A 19,803-nucleotide genomic window follows, 5' to 3' on the forward strand; every position below is an offset into this window, starting at 1 on the left:
TCCAAAGTTTGCAAACAACGTTTCCACGCTTGGCGTCAGTTGCGGACTTCGGAACCGATTATTTTCTATCAAAGATAAAATTTCTTGCGAGAAATAAACTAGCATTTACTACAAAGTTCGTAATCTTTGGAAAGGGTTGTTAGCGGTAGTGCTAATCATCAAAATAAATTCTGTGTTTGTCACAATGTAAACATTGAAATACATAACCATCCAGCTCTTCTTTTTTGAGGCTATTTACAACTTCATCAACATCGAATCCATTGTCTTCAATGTCTTCGATTAAGTCATCTATAATTGGTTTAACTAATTCAGGTTTTGCATAGCCAATAAATGCGCACAAGTCATTGCAATGTGCTAACCAATTTTCTTGTTGAATTGCATAAAATCCTGGAGTTCGTTGTGAAACCTCAGTAATTGCAGATTCGTTTTCGACATCATCTACGCTCGAAGAATCTTGAAATTCTCCGTCAAATTTTTCAGATGCTTTTCCATTTTTGATGCACCAAGGACAAATATCTTCGATTTCTTCTTCAGCATAAAATGGACCATCATAACGATATTCGCGTTTCTCTCCACAACATTCACAAATTATATTTTCATTAACTATAATATCCAGTTTGTAGGCATTTGGACTATACTTAAATTCTGGCAATTCCATATTTTATTGAAATTTTGTTATTAATATTCTGTTTTTTTATTCCATTTCTTTTATTTTTCCTTTTTTATCAATTAGAAATCTTGTGCTTTCGAAATCTTCATTTTCAATTTCGGCGAAAGCTGTTCCGTAACTAAAATCTTCTACGTAATCAAATTCAAATGGTATGATTAGGTCTCCTTTTTTATTGATAAATCCCCATTTTTCGTTGCATTTCACGGCACATAATCCGTCCTTGAAATTTCTTGTTTCATCATAAATCGCTTCGATTTTAAAATCTCCTTTTTTGTCAATAAATCCCCATTTTTCCTCACCTTTATTTAAAATTTTTACGCTTGCTAGTTTTTCAGAAAATTCATTTGCGTATATAAATTGTGGTTTTATTGCTAATTCTCCTTTCAAGTTTATATAGCCGTACTTTTTAATAATTTGAACCGCTGCAAGACCTTCAGAAAAATCTCCAGCATCTTTAAATCTCGGTTCAAATATAATTTTTCCAGTTGTTAAATCTTTAAAACCAATATTTGTAAATTTGACTAAGTCTCCTTCATGTTTGATAGCTGCAACATTATCTTTTAACTTAAGCGAATGAAATCTATCAATTTCATCGTGAAATCTATTAAAACCAGTCTCCATTCCAGATTTAAATAGTATTTTCCACAAACCGTTCGTTTTAATCATCTCGACACAACCTTGACTCACTATCCATTTATCATATAGTTTTATAGGATAATCGTAGTGAACTTTTGATATGAAAGTAGCATTTTCAATGTTTGAAATTTTGATTCCTTTTATGATTTTATTAAACTCTTGTTCGCCAACTTCTACTTTTGCAATTTCTAATATTGAAATTGTAAATTCTTTACTGCTTAATTTAGTTAATTGGTCAAGTGAATCAAGATTAAACTTTTTTAAAAATAGATCGGTTTCACCAAACTCATCCATTTTTTTTGCAATTTCTATAACTTTTTGATAAAATATTTCAATATCTTCTTCATACAAAAGGCTGTATACTTTTTCAAAATTTTTTGAATAAAAGGCTTTTAAATATTCAATAAATACTGTTTCTATTTCCATATTTTTTTAAAATTGTGGCCAACGTTCCGCCTTTGTTTTGAAGAAGAATTTTTACTTGTTGTTTGTCCATTTATATTCTTTAGACCAATTATAAAATTTGTCTAATTCAGTTTTATCATTTTTAATCCAGTTTTTTATGTATTCATCATCGGACGAAGCAAAAACAATATATGCAAATGGTTCTAGTAAATTATTTTTTTTCAATTCTACAAAATAGGGTGCAAAATTTTCCCAATAGAATCCATAATTTGTTTTTTTAGTTTCAGATAAAGAAGCACAAATTGTTTCCATTTTTCGGATAAAATTTTCTACTTCTGTTTTATCTTTATTTTTATCGTCAAAATCTAAAGCAGCAGACATTGACAAAATCATATTTGTTGCATTAAAATTATTTTCCTTTATTTTTTCATTTTTGTCATCACCATCTAAGTCTTTTGGATCGATATTTACACTTATTGCATTTTCACCGGTTTTTTTGACACCTTGCATTAATAATTCTTTTAAACTTGCAAGATTTTCTTTAGACCGATTTGTTTGGGGTTCGATAATCAAAAATCTGCAAAAGGCTAGAATTGCTGGTATTCTGTTTCCTTTAGCTTTTTCAAGTCTACCAAGTCCGTTGTTGGAGCTTGCATGTTTAGGGTTTTTTAAAAGTGCATTTTGGAAACATTTAATTGCTTCGTCATTCTTTTTTACGCTTGCGTAAGTAACTCCTTTATTATAGTATAACTGATAATAATCGGGAAATTTACTAATACCTTCCGAATAGATTTCAAGTGATTTATCAGTTTTATTTTGCCCATCAAGTGCATTTCCGTAGGTAACATAGATTGTTTTGAGTATGTTATCATTGGGATTTGATTCGATAAGTGATTTACATATCGTTATTGTCTTATCATATTCTTTCAAGGACAACAGTGAAAAAGCTTTTTCTGATAATGCGAAAACATTATTTTTATCTAGTTCTAAGGCTTTGTCATATTTATTTATTGCACCTTCAAAGTCTCCTTTATCGTGATATGGAATTCCTTCTTCAACTAATTTTTCTGCCTCCTCTTTATTTTGAGCGAAACAAAATGGAACGCACCATAGTAGTGCCATTAAGATCACTTTCTTCATTGGTTTATTTTTTTTAGTTTAATAATTTTTGTTACTAATTCTGACAACGTTCTGGTTCTTGGCGAGGTTGCGAGTTTCATTATTTATTTGTTTGTAGCTAAGATATAATTTCTTGCGAAATGTTATTGTTTTCTTGCCACAAAATTTGTAATTGAGAGAAACGGCTTTTATTGGATGGTCGTTACCGCTTTATTAAAATTCCTTCACTTTCGGTTTTCTGTAAATCTTTTGTATATGTTTTTCTGTATAATAAATTTGCATCTTTTGAAGTTATTTCAAAAACTGTTGCGCCTAAATTTTTATAACCATTAAAAAATTTATCGACAATTGAATCACCAGCTTTGTCTTGTTCGTTACTAAAATCATCAGTTCTTTTCAAAATCTTATCATTACAAACTAACAAAGTCTTTTCTGAACTTAAAGTTAGAATCTCGAATTTTCCTTTAGCGAAACTTCCGCTTGGCAATCTTTTAGTATATTGTTTGTTCTTAAAATTGAAAATATATTCAGTACCGTCTGCCGAATTTGTCAGATATTCGCCAATGAGTTTGGAGTTTGATTTACAACTTATCACAAAAAAAACTAATAAGTACGAGCGTTAAATTTTTCATAGTTGGTATTTTAGAAATTTTGAGATTGCTTTTAGCTAACGTGTCACGGTTTTATAAAGTAGCGATTAATCTTGACCAAGGCTTTCACAAATATAACTAAAACTTTATATGCAGAATTTTTTCATTTTTTAATAAATGCCGTGTTTTACCATTTCTTGAACTTTATGTTAGTCTTTTCGGCTTTATAATTTCACTTTTATTTTCTTGAAATCTCCGTTTTCAACTTCCTTCCACTTATCTTCTCCAATTAAATAATATTTTCCTTTTTCTTTACTAATCCGATTATCAAAATCTTTGTCTTCAGATATGAAAGCACTTGTTTGTCCAATTTCGTTCCAATTACCATTATTAAAAGACCAAACGGAAATATTATTCCACCAACCTTGATTAGTTCGCGAAAAAACTATTATTTCATTTGCCTTATCATTATTTAAATCAATAGTTTTAGCAACAACAATTCCTAAACTGTGATCAAAACTTATTTTTGGAATATTTTTTTGGAATTCAATATTTATTTTGCAATTATTTTTTTCGCATTCAATTTCATTTGTATCATTATTCCATTTATAATTCACAAATGCGGTGTCATAAACTTTGTCATTATTATAATCTCCAACAAAATACTTTTTATTCTCCCTTTCAATTTTGTTTTGAACAAGTTTTTCTATTGCTGAGTTTTTCGAAATACTTTTTTTTGTTTTAGTTTCACAACCAAAAGCTACTAAAAGCAAAATTAAAAATAGGACTTTCATATTTATGTATTTCGTTTCTTTAACGTTCTGCTATTCTGACGACTAGCGTTCCGCTAGTAGGCGACGAACGGGCTAAGTAAAAAACAAATTTTCGGATAATCACTATTTTTCCAAGTACAAAACCATTTTTTCATTAATCCTAATTCCCGACTATTGCTTATTAGCTGTTAGGCACTAGCTATTTACTTCTTTCCACCGAATAATCTTGATAGAAAACCTTGTTTCACTCGTTTCTCAACTATCCAAATTGGTTCATCACTCGGTCTTATGATTTTTGTGTGCGGTCCTGATTTACCCCATGGAAATCCTGTTTTAATAGGTTGATTATTCAAGTCCGCCACTAAAAACATTTCTGGCAGTTCAACTTGTCCGTTTTCAAAGTCATAATCCTTTTCGTTTTTTTCCATTATTCCGACTTTTTCACTCCAAATATCCATTACGGTTTTTTCGTGAATAATATCCAAGTTGGATTGATTTCCTTTTTGTCCGAACTCGTCAACGTGACTTATGAACTCCGTTATATTTTCAGAGTGTTTTACGACGACTGATGGGTCGTGACAGACATAATAAACTGAATTCCAATTTCCCTTAGAGTCAATATCTAAAATCCAAAAATTCCCAAACCCATCTCCTGCAAGTTGTATTGATTTGGGAAACATTTCTTCAAATCCAAAATGACCAAATGCATCAAAACGTACTTCTTCAAGTCCATAAAACTCAAAACCTTTACTGAATCTTAATAATTCTTCGATTTCATTCGGTAAGTTTTTTTTTGGAAGCTGATTTTTCAGGTTTTCTATTTCACTGTCGGTCATTCCGTCCAGCAATTCAACCTTATACAAATCTCCGTCTTCCGATTCGTATTGGTTAGAAAGGATTGATTCTAATTGTCGTTTCGGTGTCATTTCTGTTCGTGTTGGTTTTTAGCTTATGCCTAACTTGAATATAAGCGCTACTAATTTAGCTTAACTTAGTTTATTTACTTTTTATTGTGCTACTACTCTTAATTATTTCTATCAAAGATAAAATTTCTTGTGCTATTTAATGTTGATTTATAGTAAAATGGTTGAAGTGGTTTATCTTTTTCTTTTGTTTTTGGTACGATGTAACTACCGTTTTTCGATTTTGATAGTTACTCTTCTGTTGGCGTAGCGGATATCTTGTAGTTTGTTGGAGCTTGCTATTTTTCGCGTTTCTGGTTTTGATTCTCCGAAGAAGTTTATTTTTATTTGCTCTGGTTTGAAACCGTTTTTTATTAAAAAGTCTGCTACTGCTTGAACTCTTTTTTGTGATAGTTGGGTATTGTAATAGGAAGTACCGACATCATCAGTATGTCCTTCGAGCTGGACTACTAGATTTGGTGCGTCGGTTCTTTGAAGTTCTTGAAGAACATAAGTTGCTAAAAAGTCACTATTTTCTGTTGTTAGTTCCCATTGGTCGGTTGGATAATATAGGGTATAGCTTGGTGCGTATGGTTCGGGTTGCGTTTTTTTCTCTTCTTGAGCTTGGGTAAATGTACTATTAACTACTAGTAGGAGTAAGGTTAGGTGAGCGATTATTTTATTCGGAAGTTGGTTGTTTTTATTCATTGGACAGTATCGTTAAATTCTAAATATCAGTATATAATAAAAGAAAGTTTTAAAAAAATCACTGTAAAGTTAGCAACGCCTTGCTATTTTCAAGGAGTATGCAAAACTGAATCATTTCAGTTTAGGTTAACTTTTGTTTTTTCGCTCCATTCTAAATTGTTTGGCAAGTTTTGATTGCTAAATTCGATATGTATCACGCGTCGTCTTTCGTTATTTGTTGTTTTATTTGAGGCGTGAAAAAGTAAAGGCTTCATTATCATAATACCACCTTTTTCGACTTCGCATATCGTTTCTGTTTCGTTATTACTTGCGTATTGTTCGGTTCTGATTATTCCTTTTTTATGTGAATTATTTAGCACTTTTAGCGCTCCGTTTTCTTTCGTCGTGTGGTCAATATGGATTCTAATGGTAAAATTTTGTTCTAAAATTTCGATTGGTGATTGCAAGCGTAAACTTGTTTTTGATGGCGATTTCATAGTAACTATAATTAGTAGTTGTGGACTTATTTTTGTAGTGTTGGACTATAATTTGAAAGTTTGTTGAGGTTGTGGGTTTTTAATGGTAGCCATTCACAAATATATCCAATTTAACTTAAGAGGTATGCTTTTTAAAATAAACTAAACCGCAAGTGCGTTGCAAGGCGTTTAGTGCTGGTTAAAATTAAAAAATCCCTTGCCGATAATTTATTACTTCATTAATAGAATTTAGTTCCATAATCATATGTGTATTATTGCAAATACTTAAAAAACGTAGTTTATAAATCCCATTTTTTTCTTCAAATCCGTAAAGAACAAGTTTCGGTTGACAATCAGGTATAAATTTATTGGGGTTAATTTTAATTGAAGACTTTTTAACTATTATTTGCTTGTTACAATTTGTTTTTTCTTGAATTTCATTCTTGAACCTTCTTAGATTATTGTAAATAAAAATTGTGTCATTATTTTCATGACAAATTTGAAACCATTTTATAAATTCTTTATTTTTCAAACAAGCGATTAATTTCTCAGTTCTCACCAACTTAGTTTGAGCAATTGAGCTACTAAAAGTAAAAATGAGAATCAATAGTAAGTTTATTTTCTTCATATATATAAGATTACCGAGTTGTACTGGATTATAGCTTTCCACTGCTTTATAAATTGACGGTTAACCAAGCCCAAACCTATACAAATATAGAAAATTTTAAGTAGTGCACTTTTTGGTGTTCAAAAATTTTGGCTGCAACTATTTTTTGGAATTGTTACTTGTGTGTTCGTTTTAAAGTTCTGCGGTTCTATAATATTCTATTTCTTCGTTTGGGAAGTAGTTGTTTTTGAAATTATTAAACTTGCTTTTGTTTTCAAAAACATCTATTCTCATTGGTACATCCAGCAATGCATCTGGTTTAAGAAATAATAAAATTAAACGGCAGTTTCCTTTGTTGTTGTAATGACATTCAAAAACTAATTTATTATTCTTGTCATAGTATCTTTTTATTGCTAGTGATTTATCTAATTTAGTAAGGTCTTTTTTTGAATAATATTCTATACCAATTAGTAAGTCCTCTTGGTTTTTTATTTTCCTAATTTTATCTGTTAAAGTACCATTTTCGTATAGGTAATAAGTTTGCTTTAAATAGTTCTTATTACTTTGTTCGCTTACGACTAAAGTATAATTTTGATACTTCTGTTTTAAATTTTTTGAAACGATTTCAATATCCTCGTTTTTATCCAAATAATATTCGATACTTACCTTTTTGTTATCAAAAAATTCGATTTCCTTGATTTGATTTTTAGCATATTTTAATCTAGTATATTTGGCTACTTTTTGGATATTGTTTTCACTTATTTCAGTACCTATTTCAGTTAAATATGCTGCCTTTTTAGTGCTATCGGTTGCAGTATATTTTGTTATGAAATCATTTGTCGGTATCAATTCAGCGTTCTCGTAATAGCTGATATCTTGATTGATAAAATATTTTTCTTTTAGTTTGTTGAATTCATTAAAATTAAACGTTTCAATGGGCTGTCGCTCCAAGTCTATATAATCATCATCTTTAAAGACTGAATATGTTTTCCTTAAAAAATCACACACAAGAATACTGATACCTTTTTTATTGTAAAGAATTTTGTAACGTTCTTTTTCGACTTTGTTATTAATGAAGCCCTCAAAAGCAATAATTTGGTTTTTGTTATTAAAAACCGTTCGCTCGCTAGTGTTTTTATTTAGTGAATTTGGAACTGGACCGTTTTTTATTACAAAATTTTCATAGGTTTCTGTAGTTACAATTTTAAAAGAATCTACCTTTTTAACCATTTTAAAAATAAAGGAACATTCGGGATATTTCTTTTTTGTGAGTTCTTTATCTTCGTTGTCCTCAAGGTAATATTCTAGTATACTAACTAAGGAAGTAGCTGCACGATTTATTCTATATTCAATTTTTTTTATTTCATCATTTATAAAAAATATTTTTTTGTGTAAGGCTATTAAAGTGTCGGCTTGCGTTTTATGGAGCGTAGCATTGGCTAAAGTCAAATACTCTATTTTTTCCTTATTTTGTCCGTTTGATGGAACGAAAGTAAATAAAACGACCGCTAAGAATAAAAATTTAAACTGTTTCATTAGGTATTGTTCTTTTTGGTTTGTACCAACACGAATTTGTTATTAGCTAACCGCAAGCATTCACAAATATAAACAATACTTTAAATTAAAATCCTTCCAATTTCTGATAAATCCTTTGTCACGTTATTTTTTGTAACGGCTGTTGTGGGCTGCTTTTATTCTTCGCTTTCTTTCGGTATACTAAACTCTAATGATTTAGTTTTGAAATTAAAATAATTATTAAAATCAAAAGAATTGTCTGTTTCTGGTTCAGTAAGTACACCTAAAAATTCGATTCCATTTTCATCAATCTTATTAAACCAATAATTGTGAAATATTGCAATGTCTAAAAATTCTTTTCCAAACGATTTTGTAAATTGTTCTTTTCTGAATATAGTATCGATTATGATATTTTCATTTTGCTTTATTGTTAAAATAATTTCGGCATTTCGATATTTTTCTATAAACATCTTGTCTGAACTCCAAGATTTGTGGACTACATAACTATCTAAATCTTTACGTTTAATAGATATATTAATTTGTTTATTAACTATTAACGTATCAAATATTTCGGTCCCTTTTTTAATTGGATAAAGTTTTTCAGTACCAATTTCTGCAACTTTATGTAATGAATTGATCTGTTTTATTGTTTCCGAATTCTTTTCAGTTTTTGAATTACAGGATATAAAAAGTAATGTAATTACGAAGATTTGTAGTTTTTTCATTAAGTTCGGTCTAAAGTTGCCTAAAACGTTTTGATGCTTCTGACAGTTGCTTAATTTGGTCAATGACAACATCAAATATAACGAATAATTGAAAACTAAAGTTGTTTTGCAAGAATAAAGATTTTCACAGAAGTTTTATAAATAAATCGCAAACCAAGCTATTTATATAAAGCAATATTAGCGATAGTTATCTAAGCTTAAGTTTTTTCTTTAACGTTTCATATCCACCCCAAAAAATTGATGGTTCAAAATAAAAATATTTTTCTGAATTGAATGTAATTTCATTTACCGCATTCAGCGTGCTTATAAAATTTTTCTCTTTTAAATGTTTTAACTCATTTTCGTATTCAACAATATAATTAATCTCAAATGGTTTTAGCTTTCTTTTACGTTTCTTATGTATTAGCGAGTACTTGTTTTTTTCCTTCCGTATAACAATTGAATCATTATTATTTCCAAAACAACCAGCATATTTAAATCTAATCTTAATATTTTCACCAGTTTTCATAGATTCAAAGACCAGTTTTTTTTTGATAGTATCTTGCAGTTTATCTACACAAAGATTCAATTGAAAGTCGCGGTATTTATCACCTTTATCGATAATGAATTCTCTTCTAATCTCTTCATCAAACAAGTTTTTATAAACTACAGAATATTTAGCTGGCTCGAGAATTTCAAAATACCCAATCTCGTCAATGACATCAGTTTTATATAAACTATCATTTTTAAAAATTTTATAATATTCGAATATCAAACTGACCGGTCTGTCTTCATTTTTACAGCTTACAAAGTTTATTCCAACATATTTTTGGCCAAAGATATGTTGGGAGATAATGAAAAGGTATGATATGAATATAATTTTCTTCATAATTATAGATAACGTTCCGCGGCTTCATGAAGTGGCGATGAACCAAAACCAAGCCTTTACAAATATAAACAATACTTTAAATTAAAATCCTTCCAATTTCTGATAAATCCCGTGCCTTGCCATTTCTTGAAACCGCTTTTAACTGCTGGTTTTTTTATGAGGTTTTTTATTTTATTAATTTAAAACTTGCATTCTTTCCTCTTTTTTGTTTTCTGTTCAACTTGAGTAAAATTTGCCTAATCAGTAATTATATTTTTTTTAATCGCCAAACCATTCTGTTATTTTTGATAAAAATAGGATAACACAAAAAATAAATAAACAAAGGGTTAATATGATAGGTTTCAAATCTAAATTTTCTTTATTTGTTTTTGAGTAGTAAATTGATATTAAAATCCACGCTAAAAATGAAAATACAGAACCAGTAAAAGAAAATAATATTGGATATGCATAATATTCATAAAAGGTAAAGTTCTTTGGATCATTTACACTTGAAATCGGTAAATGTCCTAAAACTATTCCAGCGTGAAAATAGAATCCCAATAATGAGACAATAAAAGATAATGGAAATATTCCAAGAAAATAAATTAAATTTTTTAGAATTTTATTTGAATTCAAAATTTCTAATGTAGTCATTTTAGTCAGTTTTTTTGGGGTAAACTTTCAGTTAACGTTTCGCAGCTACAAGAAGTTGCGTACTTCATTCACTGTCAATTACAAATATAACCAAAACTTTGATTCGCCAAAATGTTTTCTGATAAAGACCAAGCCTAGCAATTTCTTGTAACTGCTGTTAGTAGCCGTTATTTTTAATTTTATTGTAGTTTTCTATTTTCAAATAGATCATTTTAGTTTTACTTTTTGGATATTGATTTAAAGCAAATTTGTAATGCCAATTTTTATTGATACTGATGTATTTTTCAAACATTTTCAAAAAAGCATCATCATTAAAATATGCAATTCCAATAAAGGAATCTTGTCCAAAACTTTTAATTAATTCAACATCATTTTTGTTTTTAAATGAACTTAAAGCTCGTAATAATTTTTTGGATTTATTTTTTACTATATTTTCTCTAATGATTTTATAATATTCTTCAGAATTTGGTAGCCACAAATACAGTTCATCTACTAAATCCACATTTAGATTTTCTTGATTAAATAATATTTTAAAAAATTTTTCTTTATTATTTTCTTTCTGTTCTTTTAGGCTCTGTTTGTGTGAAAAAATTGTAGAGTTAAAAATATAACTTGGTAATAAAATACTTTCTCTTAAACATTCTGTTCTAAACACAATACTATCATTTGAGTTTATATGTTTTTCAAATAATTCAAATGCAATTTCTTCGTTTTTGTTAATTAGTATATCAATAGCAATTGCTTTAACGTAAGGATTTTTATAATTTTCAATTAGTAACTCAAGTTCATTAATTGTTGCTTTGTTTTCCAACTTTTTAGAAATTACTCCAGGTAATGTATCAAATGTATAAAAACGAGTGTAATCTTTTAAAGGTTCTACAATTTTAATAATATTAGGAGAAATTTCATTTTTGCAACTTATTGTCAAAAATGAAATTAAAATTATTGAGTATATTTTAATAAAGTACCTCATTAAGTTCTTTTTTTAAGCGTCTTGGGATAATGGCTACTAACTAGTATATAGCCGCTATGGAATAAAGTTAACAAATTAGCCAATATCGTTTAATTGCTACTTATATTTTATCAAAGATAAAATTTCTTGCCAGAACTAATTGTGTGTTTATTAAAAATTTGATATCCTGCTCAACGTTTTTTAGCTGTTTGTTTTTTTCAATAAATTGGTGGTCGAAATTTTTTTATTTCAAATATTGGATTTCCATTTTCAATTTCGATTCGTAAGCTTCTATTTTTGTATTCAATTTCTAGAAATTTGCCTCTAATGCCAATACTCTTCATTTTAGATTTTGTTGCGTGTCTTTTTCCTAGAATATTTTTTGCATCTACTTTCCATATAATTTTATCGTTTTGCAATGCCAAAACGGTTTGGGTTTCATTATCTAAATAAAAAGTAATTTGTCCAACATATTCTAAACCTTCAACCACTGTAAAGTTTTTAGGCATAGAAACACTATCCTGACTAAAGGCTATCTGAGAAATGAGTAAGAAAATAAAAACTAACTTTGAAAAATTCTTAGGTAAAGCCATAGGTTTGATTGCCGATAAACACTTCATTTTTTTGCTTTTAAAAAATCGCCAATAAAGACTAGCAGCAAATTATAATTATAGCTACTGTAAGTCATTTGATTCGTTTGGCTGTTAAAGATAGAAAAATATCTTCCTTGAAATGAAATTAACATCAGGTTTTAAACTTGACAAATCTTCTTCCAAACTTCTTTTTTCTTTTTTAGACTTTCTGGCGTTGCATACAACTCGTCTTTTTCAATTCTAATTTCGAGTCCGTTAATTGTTACAATCTCTATTGCTCCAATGTTTCTGATCGAACAACAAGCTTCTTCGGTCCAATCGTCTTCCCAAATTTTCGATAGTATGAAATGCGCTGCAATGCCTTGGCTTTGGCTATCAAGAATGGCTATTAATTCTGGTGCAGCTATTTTTCCGATTTCAATTATTCTGCTTGCCGTGGTTCCTTTTAGCCTTGGTGACGTTGTTTTGGTCAAAACTATGTAAGCGTCTTTGTTGTCGAGTTTTTGAATCAAAGTCTCTACTTCTTTATTTTGAGCATAACTCATACTACTTGCAATCAAGAACAAGATTAAGACTATTTTTAAAAAGTTTTTCATTTTTTAGCGTTTTTTTAGGTTGATGTTTTATGTACTGTGGTGCTCTTTTTCAATTCACTATAAAAGAGTGCAGCGGTTTCTGTTTTTTAAGGTTCGTATCGTTTTAGACTTTTTTCGATAATGTTTTTCATTCGATTGCGAAGACCTTCGGGTTTCAGAACTTCTAGACCGTTTCCAAAACCTAAGAACAGTCGTTCTGCCTCGTAGTTTAGCATCAAAAAAAGGTGAATGATAATGCTTCCGTCGTCGTTGGTTTTGATGAGGCGTTGGGTTTGATGCATGGGTTTTGTTAGTACATAAGGTGCGTTAGTTGGGTCGATCCAAAGTTCGATTTTTTTGGGTTGTAAACCTGTATTTACCGTAACTCCAACCACATTTTTATAAAATTTTTCGGCTTCAAAATGTTCGTCAATAAATGGTGTTTGAAAATCGTAGTCAATGGAACTAATGCGGTCTAATGCCAAGTTAGAAATCGGCGCTTTCGGTCTTTTTTTGCCCACTAAAAACCAGCGATTATTGAATTCTTTTAAAATAAAAGCGTGAAACAAAAACGTATTTTCATCACGAGAAGTGAAGGATTTATAGGTGATTTTTAAAACCACTTTTTTGATGATGGCTTGGTACAGTTCGTCTAAGAAATGCAATCCTTTGAGGTTTTCGTTTTTGTCTAAATGAATCACTGGTTGTGTATGCGATTTCTCTGCATAAATTTTGTCTTCTAACCTCTGTAAAATATCCGATACATCGTTGAATAGGGAAAAATCTTTGAACTGTTTGAGCATCGATACCGTTTCAGACAACACATTAATATCGGTTTCTGTTAGCGGAATATCCGTAATTGTGAATTCCTCATCTTCATATTTATAATACTTTTTATCATAGACCACAATAGGTGCGTTGTAGCCCAATTTCTCACTTCGCATCAACTGAATGTCTAATTGAATGGTACGCTTACTTACCGGATTTTCTTTGCCTTCATATTCAAATAAAGCCTCGCTCACGGCATCGATTAAATCGTCCAGCGTCCAAGTTCGGTAACGGTTTTGTAGGCATTTATCAATGGTTTTGTAGCGGATTAGGGCGTTTTTGTTTTGGGCCATTTTGTTCTGTTTTCAGTTTTCAGTTTTCAGTTGTTTGTTGTTTATGGTTTATTGTTTGTTGTTTATTGTTTTTGGTTTATTTTAGAGTTAGTTTCATCATTAGGTCGGTTTGTTCTTCTGATCCTAATTTGAATAGGTGTTTGTTGAATACTTCGAAACCATTTTTTTTGTAAAAACTTAATGCTCTGTGGTTTTCTTCCCAAACGCCAAGCCAGATGTAGGCTACCTTTTTTGATTTGGCTATTTCATGTGCTTTTTCAAACAATAGTTGTCCGATATTTTGTCCGTGGTATTCTTTTAAGACATAAATGCGTTCTATTTCTAAACTGGAATCGTCTTGTAATTCGGTTTGCGCTGGTCCGAAATTGATTTTCAAGTAGCCAATTGGATTATTTTCTTTAATCGCAAAATAGAATTCGGCATTTGGATTATTTAATTCGGATGTCAATTTTTCAACAGAAAATCCTTCCTCGAGATAGATTTGCAAATTTTCTTCGGTATTATTTTCTGCAAAGGTTTCTGCAAAGGTTTGTTTTGCTATTTTTTGTAATCGGATGATGTCGTTTATTGAAATTTTTTGAATGCGACCTTCTTTCATAATGGTTTTCTGTTTGTGTCGTTTGCTTAAAGCAAATTAAGTTCAGCTTGGATATTTGCTCTTGCTATGGCTTCGTATTGGTTTCTAAAAACTTCTGTTTGATATATTGACGGATTTTCTATGAAGTGTTGTAATGCTTTTTTTCTGCCAGGATTGTATAAAAGGTTTGGATAGATTTTGTATTCTTTTCTAATCTGTTGGCAATAAGTCTTGTAGTTTTCCCAATCTTTTGAGAGTATTTTTAAATCGAAATCAATGAGCCAATTGATGTCTTCGATTGCATTGTGTTGGTGGTGTTGCGTTGCCACAATCATGTTAAAAACCAATTGTTTGTTCAACGTAGTATCCAAGGGCAAAATCTCTACTGCGTGCACTGCGCTTTTGAGTTCGTTGTCTTTTCGAGTGACTTTATAAACATAATCGTGGTAAAAAATGCTGTACAAAACTTCGTTGGGAAATTGCAACTGTGCACAATGGCTATCGAATAAAGAAATCATTTCTTCTAAATGCGTTAAGTTGTGGTAGTATCTTGATTTTGCTGAGTACACCTTTTCTAAATCAGTCCATAAGTAGTCGATTTTGGAGGTTTCAAATCCAATATTTAGCAGTACTTTTTTGAATCTTTCTTGTAATTTCATAATCAAATGTAAAGTTTATTTTTGACTACGCAAAATAATTGCGCAGTAGTTTTGAAATCTTTGTAGAAGAAAAGTGAGGTTGTTGTTTTGAAGCTTCTCGATACATTTTTTGGCTAACACTTTTGTAGTAAAAAAGAAGAATGTACAAAGCCAAAAAACACTCGAAGTGACGGTAAGTGGTAAAAGCTTCTCGATACATTTTTTGACTAACACGTTTGTATTAAATAAGAAGAACATGGAAAGCCAAAAAACACTCGAAGTGACGGTAAGTGGTAAAAGCTTCTCGATACATTTTTTGGCTAACACGTTTGTAGTAAATAAGAAGAATATTGATAGCCAAAAAACACTCGAAGTGACGGTTAAAATAAATTAATAAATTAAAGAATTAAAAAAATGAAAACACCAATCAACGGATTCGACTTGCAGGAATTAGGATTACCACAAGGACAAATTATTGGCATTGCTTTGAAGATTAACAGCAAACGCCACGGATTTACTCGTGAACAAATGTTGGCTTCTTTTAAATTGGTTCTTGAAGCTCCAGAAAAGTATATGGATGATGCTATTTTTAGCAAATTGGCGGTTGCATTAATTGAAAAAGCCAATGAAAAACCAGAAGATTTTATACAATTGAATCCTAATCCGAATGCCTTTGCTGCTTATGGTTTGGATAATATTGAAGACGGCGCAAGAAAACAGATGGAAGTTGCTATGCAATTGCCAGTAACGGTTGCTGGAGCTTTAATGCCCGACGCACATCAAGGATATGGTTTGCCCATCGGTGGTGTTTTAGCTACTAAAAATGCCATTATTCCGTATGGTGTAGGCGTTGATATTGGTTGTAGAATGGCTTTGTCGGTTTACGATATTCCTGAGGCGTTTTATTATGAAAACGAAACAAAGTTCAAACGTGAGTTGATTGCCCATACCAAATTTGGCGCCGGTCACGGTTTTCAAGGTCAGCACAAATCCGATCATTCGGTTTTAGAAAGTCCATTGTTTGCCGAACATTCTTTCATCAAAAACTTGAAAGACAAAGCTTGGTCGCAATTGGGTTCGTCTGGTGGCGGAAATCACTTTGTGGAATTTGGAATTATGGAATTTGCAAAAGCAGATGAAATCTTAAACATTCCCAAAGGAAAGTATTTGGCTTTATTGACGCACTCGGGTTCGAGAGGTTTTGGTGCGACCGTTGCTGGACATTACACTAAAATTGCCAAGGACGTTTGCAAATTACCCGAAGTAGCAAGAAACTTGGCTTATTTGGATATGAACACCGATTTAGGTCAGGAATATTGGATTGCGATGAACTTGGCTGGCGATTATGCTTCAGCGTGTCACGAGATTATTCACACCAAAATGCAACGTGCGTTGGGTGCGACTGTTTTAGCCAAAGTCGAAAACCACCACAACTTTGCTTGGAAAGAAATCTGGAATAACGAAGAAGTGATTGTTCACAGAAAAGGAGCTACTCCAGCTGGAAAAGGCGTTATGGGAATCATTCCTGGAAGTATGACTGCACCTGGATTTTTGGTTAGGGGAAAAGGTGAGGAGCACGCGATTAATTCGGCTTCACATGGTGCAGGACGCCAAATGAGCCGAACGCAAGCCGAAAAAACAATTACGAAAACCGCAATGCAAGACATCTTGAAAGACCACGGTGTAACTTTGATAGGAGCAGGTTTAGACGAAGCACCAATGGCTTACAAAGACATACATCAAGTGATGGCTGCGCAACAAGAATTGGTGGATGTGGTTGCGACTTTTACTCCAAAGTTGGTTCGAATGGCGGATGATGGGAGTAGAGAGGATTAGGGTTTAGTGTTCAGTATTCAGTGTTCAGTGTTCAGTGTTTAGTGTTCAGTGTTCAGTATTCAGTGTTCAGTGTTCAGTGTTCAGTGTTTAGTGTTCAGTGTTCAGTATTCAGTATTCAGTGTTCAATATTCAGTATGCAGTGTTCATTGTTCAGTGTTCAGTGTTCAGTTTTCGGTGATTTTTCTTTAGTAATTCAATAGATGCAGGTTCGAATCCTCCTGCGCAACCCAGTAAGTCGCATAGTTTAAATTGGATAAAACGATTGGATTTTATAATAAATTAAAAAATAATATGAATAAATATATAGATATTGGAATTAACCTTACGAATAAGCAGTTCCACAATGATGCAGATGACATCATACAAAATGCGTTAGATGCCGATGTAATACAAATGATTTTAACAGGTACGAGTGTAAAAAACAGTGAAGAATCGGCTAGGATTGCTGCTGCTTATCCTGGAGTTTTATATGCGACAGCTGGCATTCATCCGCACGATGCTAAAAGTTTTGATGGACAAAGTATTCCCAAACTCAAGGCATTGTTGCAAAAGAAGCAAGTGGTTTCGGTAGGCGAGTGCGGACTCGATTTTGACCGAGACTTTTCGCCTCGAGACAAGCAAGAACAATGTTATAAAGCCCAATTGGAATTGGCCATTGCAGTACAAAAGCCTCTTTTTCTTCACGAAAGAGCGGCTTTCAGTCGTTTTGTCGCCATCACGAAGGATTATTTACCGCACTTGCCCAAAGCTGTAGTGCATTGCTTTACTGGTTCGATACAAGAAGCCAAAACCTATTTGGATCAAGGATTTTATTTGGGATTTACTGGTGCGATAAGTGATACGAATCGTTTTGCGCATTTGAAAGAAGTCGTGCAGTTTGTGCCACTCGATCGGTTGTTGATTGAAACCGATGCGCCTTTTATGTTACCCAAAAAAGTACCTAGAACGTTGTTGACTAAGTACCACGAACGCCGCAACGAGCCTGCTTTTTTACCTTACGTTGCCGGAACGATTGCTCAATATAAAGGAGTTGGTTTAGACGTTATCGCCAAACACAGCACTGAAAATGCGGAGGCTTTTTTTGGGCTATAAATCACGTAGTTTTACGTGTTTTTTGTAGTATTTTTTTGTTAAATTTGGGAGATAGAATAAGAGAAATACAAACTGTAAAGTTTAATCAGGAGGATGCTGTATTTTAAAATAAAAATATCAATGACCATCCAAAACCTAAAATCCCAAAACTTAATTCTCTTCGAAGTAATTTCGGGCAGTAAGTCGTTTGGGTTAGACGCGCCAAAACTACACATTAAAAATAAATAAAAAATTGAAGTGATAAAGAATAATAATCCAAATAGAAAACCATGCCACCATCAATAAAATCTCCAGGCGTTTACATAAATGAACAAAATGCTTTTCCAAATTCTGTTATTGAAGTAGCGTCTTCAGTTGTAGCGTTTATAGGTTACACCGACAAAGCAGAATTTAATGGAAAATCATGTAAAGGAAAGCCAGCAAGGGTAACATCACTTTTAGAATATGAAACATTTTTTGGACGCGGTTTCCCTGCTAAATTTACGATAAAGCCTGCTGATGCTGCTCAAAACAATACTTCGTTTGCTGTAGACGGTGCAGAAATGACTGTGGTAATCAACGAAAACAATACCGCTTATCTTTATAACAGTATTCGCTTATTTTATACCAACGGTGGCGGTGTCTGCTACATTGTTTCAGTGGATACGTATGGCGATAAAGATTCCTTTGCTATGTCAATAAGCGATTTTACAGGTTCCGATACAAAAGCGGATCCGTTTGAAGCACTTAAACGCGAGTACGAACCGGCACTGATTGCCGTTCCTGATGCCATTGCGCTTGGAACTGACTGCTATGACCTACTATACACTAAAATGCTTTTGCATTGTGCCGATATGAAGAGCCGCTTCGCAATATTAGATTTGGAGCGACAGCCAAAAATTACAGATACTGAGGCTGCCATAGGTTTATTCCGAAAAAGTGTACAAAGTGAATTTCTAAAGTATGGTGCGGCCTATTATCCGTGGCTTAACACTACCGTTGTTACTAAAGATGAGGTTACTTTTGAAAATATCGATGCATCGGTAGAATTAGCCTCAATGCTTCCGGCAAGTGAAACCGAAGCAATTGAAACAGTACTAGCTTACAGACAAAAAGAAAATCCTTCCGACTTGCTGAAACGCAGGTACCATCTGGATATGTTAGAATTAAGTCCGACTTATGCCGCAATTATTACAGCAATACGTGAACATTTAAATCAATTACCTCCAAGTGGTGCTATGGCAGGAATTTATTCCTTAATCGATGGATCAGGAGGTGTATGGAAAGCTCCGGCAAATGTTGCTTTACAAGGAATTGAAAGTCCGTCTGTAGTAATTTCTTCCGAAGAACAGGAAGGTATGAATGTAGATGCAGTAGGAGGAAAGTCCATCAATACCATTAGAGAATTTACAGGAGAAGGTACAATGGTATGGGGTGCAAGAACACTTGATGGCAATAGTCAAGATTGGCGTTATATAAATGTGAGACGTACAGCCATTATGGTGGAACAGAGTATCCAAGAAGCGTTAAAAGCGTATGTATTTGAACCGAATGTTTCCAATACTTGGCTGACAGTAAAATGTATGATAACTAATTTCCTTACAGGTATATGGAAGCGAGGCGGACTTGCCGGAGCTACACCCGAAGATGCTTTTGTGGTTTTTGTTGGTCTTGGTGAAACAATGACACCTGATGATATTCTGGAGGGAATTTTGAGGGTTACCGTATTGATAGCACTTTCATGTCCGGCTGAATTTATTGAAATCACGTTTCAACAGCAAATGATGAAAACATAGAAGCCTCATCATAACATCGTTTTATAAAAAAGCCGGAA

General features: G+C 32.1%; 22 protein-coding genes. 3 read left to right on the forward strand and 19 right to left on the reverse strand.

Annotated elements, in window-relative coordinates; all coding sequences use genetic code 11:
* Positions 1–151: 151 nt before the first annotated feature.
* The 19 genes from Q0050_RS06330 to Q0050_RS06420 form a co-directional block, all read right to left on the reverse strand.
* Entirely contained in the window at positions 152–658 is a 507-nt protein-coding gene (locus tag Q0050_RS06330) for a CbrC family protein (RefSeq protein WP_298393422.1), read from the reverse strand.
* A 36-nt stretch (positions 659–694) separates the two neighbouring features.
* Positions 695–1,732 (reverse strand): WG repeat-containing protein, encoded by a 1,038-nt coding sequence (locus Q0050_RS06335; protein WP_298393423.1) that lies wholly within the window; start codon positions 1,730–1,732, stop codon positions 695–697.
* Positions 1,733–1,783: 51 nt separating this feature from the next.
* Positions 1,784–2,851, reverse strand: coding sequence for a tetratricopeptide repeat protein (locus Q0050_RS06340; RefSeq protein WP_298393425.1), 1,068 nt, complete (start codon positions 2,849–2,851; stop codon positions 1,784–1,786).
* Positions 2,852–3,032: 181 nt separating this feature from the next.
* Positions 3,033–3,425, reverse strand: coding sequence for a hypothetical protein (locus tag Q0050_RS06345; RefSeq protein WP_298393427.1), 393 nt, complete (start codon positions 3,423–3,425; stop codon positions 3,033–3,035).
* A gap of 219 nt (positions 3,426–3,644) precedes the next feature.
* Complete coding sequence (locus tag Q0050_RS06350) at positions 3,645–4,214, reverse strand: hypothetical protein (protein ID WP_298393429.1); 570 nt, start codon at positions 4,212–4,214, stop codon at positions 3,645–3,647.
* Between the two features lie 182 nt (positions 4,215–4,396).
* On the reverse strand, positions 4,397–5,119 hold the full coding sequence (locus Q0050_RS06355) for an SMI1/KNR4 family protein (RefSeq protein ID WP_298393431.1): 723 nt from the start codon (positions 5,117–5,119) through the stop codon (positions 4,397–4,399).
* A 204-nt stretch (positions 5,120–5,323) separates the two neighbouring features.
* A complete protein-coding gene (locus Q0050_RS06360) occupies positions 5,324–5,803 on the reverse strand; it encodes an OmpA family protein (RefSeq protein WP_298393433.1) in 480 nt (159 codons plus the stop codon).
* A 116-nt stretch (positions 5,804–5,919) separates the two neighbouring features.
* A complete protein-coding gene (locus tag Q0050_RS06365; RefSeq protein ID WP_298393435.1) occupies positions 5,920–6,279 on the reverse strand; it encodes a phytanoyl-CoA dioxygenase family protein in 360 nt (119 codons plus the stop codon).
* A gap of 184 nt (positions 6,280–6,463) precedes the next feature.
* Positions 6,464–6,886, reverse strand: a complete 423-nt coding sequence (locus Q0050_RS06370) for a hypothetical protein (RefSeq protein WP_298393437.1) — start codon at positions 6,884–6,886, stop codon at positions 6,464–6,466.
* 171 nt (positions 6,887–7,057) lie between these two features.
* Positions 7,058–8,401 carry a hypothetical protein gene (locus Q0050_RS06375; protein ID WP_298393439.1) on the reverse strand — a complete coding sequence of 448 codons (1,344 nt, stop codon included), beginning with the start codon at positions 8,399–8,401 and terminating at the stop codon, positions 7,058–7,060.
* A gap of 155 nt (positions 8,402–8,556) precedes the next feature.
* Positions 8,557–9,105 carry a DUF4738 domain-containing protein gene (locus Q0050_RS06380; RefSeq protein ID WP_298393441.1) on the reverse strand — a complete coding sequence of 183 codons (549 nt, stop codon included), beginning with the start codon at positions 9,103–9,105 and terminating at the stop codon, positions 8,557–8,559.
* A 187-nt stretch (positions 9,106–9,292) separates the two neighbouring features.
* On the reverse strand, positions 9,293–9,973 hold the full coding sequence (locus Q0050_RS06385) for a hypothetical protein (RefSeq protein WP_298393443.1): 681 nt from the start codon (positions 9,971–9,973) through the stop codon (positions 9,293–9,295).
* Between the two features lie 258 nt (positions 9,974–10,231).
* Complete coding sequence (locus tag Q0050_RS06390; RefSeq protein WP_298393444.1) at positions 10,232–10,606, reverse strand: hypothetical protein; 375 nt, start codon at positions 10,604–10,606, stop codon at positions 10,232–10,234.
* A 157-nt stretch (positions 10,607–10,763) separates the two neighbouring features.
* Complete coding sequence (locus Q0050_RS06395) at positions 10,764–11,579, reverse strand: hypothetical protein (protein ID WP_298393447.1); 816 nt, start codon at positions 11,577–11,579, stop codon at positions 10,764–10,766.
* A gap of 197 nt (positions 11,580–11,776) precedes the next feature.
* Positions 11,777–12,178: a hypothetical protein gene (locus Q0050_RS06400; protein WP_298393448.1), complete on the reverse strand. Its 402-nt coding sequence runs from the start codon at positions 12,176–12,178 to the stop codon at positions 11,777–11,779.
* A 131-nt stretch (positions 12,179–12,309) separates the two neighbouring features.
* Positions 12,310–12,747 carry a hypothetical protein gene (locus Q0050_RS06405; protein WP_298393450.1) on the reverse strand — a complete coding sequence of 146 codons (438 nt, stop codon included), beginning with the start codon at positions 12,745–12,747 and terminating at the stop codon, positions 12,310–12,312.
* Positions 12,748–12,833: 86 nt separating this feature from the next.
* Positions 12,834–13,847, reverse strand: coding sequence for a WYL domain-containing protein (locus Q0050_RS06410; RefSeq protein WP_298393452.1), 1,014 nt, complete (start codon positions 13,845–13,847; stop codon positions 12,834–12,836).
* A gap of 76 nt (positions 13,848–13,923) precedes the next feature.
* Entirely contained in the window at positions 13,924–14,445 is a 522-nt protein-coding gene (locus Q0050_RS06415; RefSeq protein WP_298393454.1) for a GNAT family N-acetyltransferase, read from the reverse strand.
* Between the two features lie 26 nt (positions 14,446–14,471).
* Positions 14,472–15,083: a hypothetical protein gene (locus Q0050_RS06420; protein ID WP_298393456.1), complete on the reverse strand. Its 612-nt coding sequence runs from the start codon at positions 15,081–15,083 to the stop codon at positions 14,472–14,474.
* Positions 15,084–15,476: 393 nt separating this feature from the next.
* On the opposite strand from Q0050_RS06420, the gene Q0050_RS06425 reads away from it, so the two are divergent.
* The 3 genes from Q0050_RS06425 to Q0050_RS06435 all read left to right on the forward strand — a co-directional run bounded on the left by Q0050_RS06425 (position 15,477) and on the right by Q0050_RS06435 (position 19,765).
* Positions 15,477–16,898 (forward strand): RtcB family protein, encoded by a 1,422-nt coding sequence (locus tag Q0050_RS06425; RefSeq protein ID WP_298393458.1) that lies wholly within the window; start codon positions 15,477–15,479, stop codon positions 16,896–16,898.
* 291 nt (positions 16,899–17,189) lie between these two features.
* On the forward strand, positions 17,190–17,990 hold the full coding sequence (locus Q0050_RS06430) for a TatD family hydrolase (RefSeq protein WP_298393460.1): 801 nt from the start codon (positions 17,190–17,192) through the stop codon (positions 17,988–17,990).
* Positions 17,991–18,259: 269 nt separating this feature from the next.
* Positions 18,260–19,765 carry a phage tail sheath C-terminal domain-containing protein gene (locus Q0050_RS06435; protein WP_298393462.1) on the forward strand — a complete coding sequence of 502 codons (1,506 nt, stop codon included), beginning with the start codon at positions 18,260–18,262 and terminating at the stop codon, positions 19,763–19,765.
* The last annotated feature ends 38 nt before the right edge of the window (positions 19,766–19,803 follow it).

The organism is Flavobacterium sp., assembly GCF_027483985.1.
GTDB lineage: Bacteria > Bacteroidota > Bacteroidia > Flavobacteriales > Flavobacteriaceae > Flavobacterium.

Excerpts from the sequence above, each read along its gene's own strand:
- Q0050_RS06330 (WP_298393422.1), bottom strand. The coding sequence starts at position 658 with ATGGAATTGCCAGAATTTAAGTATAGTCCAAATGCCTACAAACTGGAT.
- Q0050_RS06335 (WP_298393423.1), bottom strand. The coding sequence starts at position 1,732 with ATGGAAATAGAAACAGTATTTATTGAATATTTAAAAGCCTTTTATTCA.
- Q0050_RS06340 (WP_298393425.1), bottom strand. The coding sequence starts at position 2,851 with ATGAAGAAAGTGATCTTAATGGCACTACTATGGTGCGTTCCATTTTGT.
- Q0050_RS06350 (WP_298393429.1), bottom strand. The coding sequence starts at position 4,214 with ATGAAAGTCCTATTTTTAATTTTGCTTTTAGTAGCTTTTGGTTGTGAA.
- Q0050_RS06355 (WP_298393431.1), bottom strand. The coding sequence starts at position 5,119 with ATGACACCGAAACGACAATTAGAATCAATCCTTTCTAACCAATACGAA.
- Q0050_RS06360 (WP_298393433.1), bottom strand. The coding sequence starts at position 5,803 with ATGAATAAAAACAACCAACTTCCGAATAAAATAATCGCTCACCTAACC.
- Q0050_RS06365 (WP_298393435.1), bottom strand. The coding sequence starts at position 6,279 with ATGAAATCGCCATCAAAAACAAGTTTACGCTTGCAATCACCAATCGAA.
- Q0050_RS06370 (WP_298393437.1), bottom strand. The coding sequence starts at position 6,886 with ATGAAGAAAATAAACTTACTATTGATTCTCATTTTTACTTTTAGTAGC.
- Q0050_RS06375 (WP_298393439.1), bottom strand. The coding sequence starts at position 8,401 with ATGAAACAGTTTAAATTTTTATTCTTAGCGGTCGTTTTATTTACTTTC.
- Q0050_RS06380 (WP_298393441.1), bottom strand. The coding sequence starts at position 9,105 with ATGAAAAAACTACAAATCTTCGTAATTACATTACTTTTTATATCCTGT.
- Q0050_RS06385 (WP_298393443.1), bottom strand. The coding sequence starts at position 9,973 with ATGAAGAAAATTATATTCATATCATACCTTTTCATTATCTCCCAACAT.
- Q0050_RS06390 (WP_298393444.1), bottom strand. The coding sequence starts at position 10,606 with ATGACTACATTAGAAATTTTGAATTCAAATAAAATTCTAAAAAATTTA.
- Q0050_RS06395 (WP_298393447.1), bottom strand. The coding sequence starts at position 11,579 with ATGAGGTACTTTATTAAAATATACTCAATAATTTTAATTTCATTTTTG.
- Q0050_RS06400 (WP_298393448.1), bottom strand. The coding sequence starts at position 12,178 with ATGAAGTGTTTATCGGCAATCAAACCTATGGCTTTACCTAAGAATTTT.
- Q0050_RS06405 (WP_298393450.1), bottom strand. The coding sequence starts at position 12,747 with ATGAAAAACTTTTTAAAAATAGTCTTAATCTTGTTCTTGATTGCAAGT.
- Q0050_RS06410 (WP_298393452.1), bottom strand. The coding sequence starts at position 13,847 with ATGGCCCAAAACAAAAACGCCCTAATCCGCTACAAAACCATTGATAAA.
- Q0050_RS06415 (WP_298393454.1), bottom strand. The coding sequence starts at position 14,445 with ATGAAAGAAGGTCGCATTCAAAAAATTTCAATAAACGACATCATCCGA.
- Q0050_RS06420 (WP_298393456.1), bottom strand. The coding sequence starts at position 15,083 with ATGAAATTACAAGAAAGATTCAAAAAAGTACTGCTAAATATTGGATTT.
- Q0050_RS06425 (WP_298393458.1), top strand. The coding sequence starts at position 15,477 with ATGAAAACACCAATCAACGGATTCGACTTGCAGGAATTAGGATTACCA.
- Q0050_RS06430 (WP_298393460.1), top strand. The coding sequence starts at position 17,190 with ATGAATAAATATATAGATATTGGAATTAACCTTACGAATAAGCAGTTC.
- Q0050_RS06435 (WP_298393462.1), top strand. The coding sequence starts at position 18,260 with ATGCCACCATCAATAAAATCTCCAGGCGTTTACATAAATGAACAAAAT.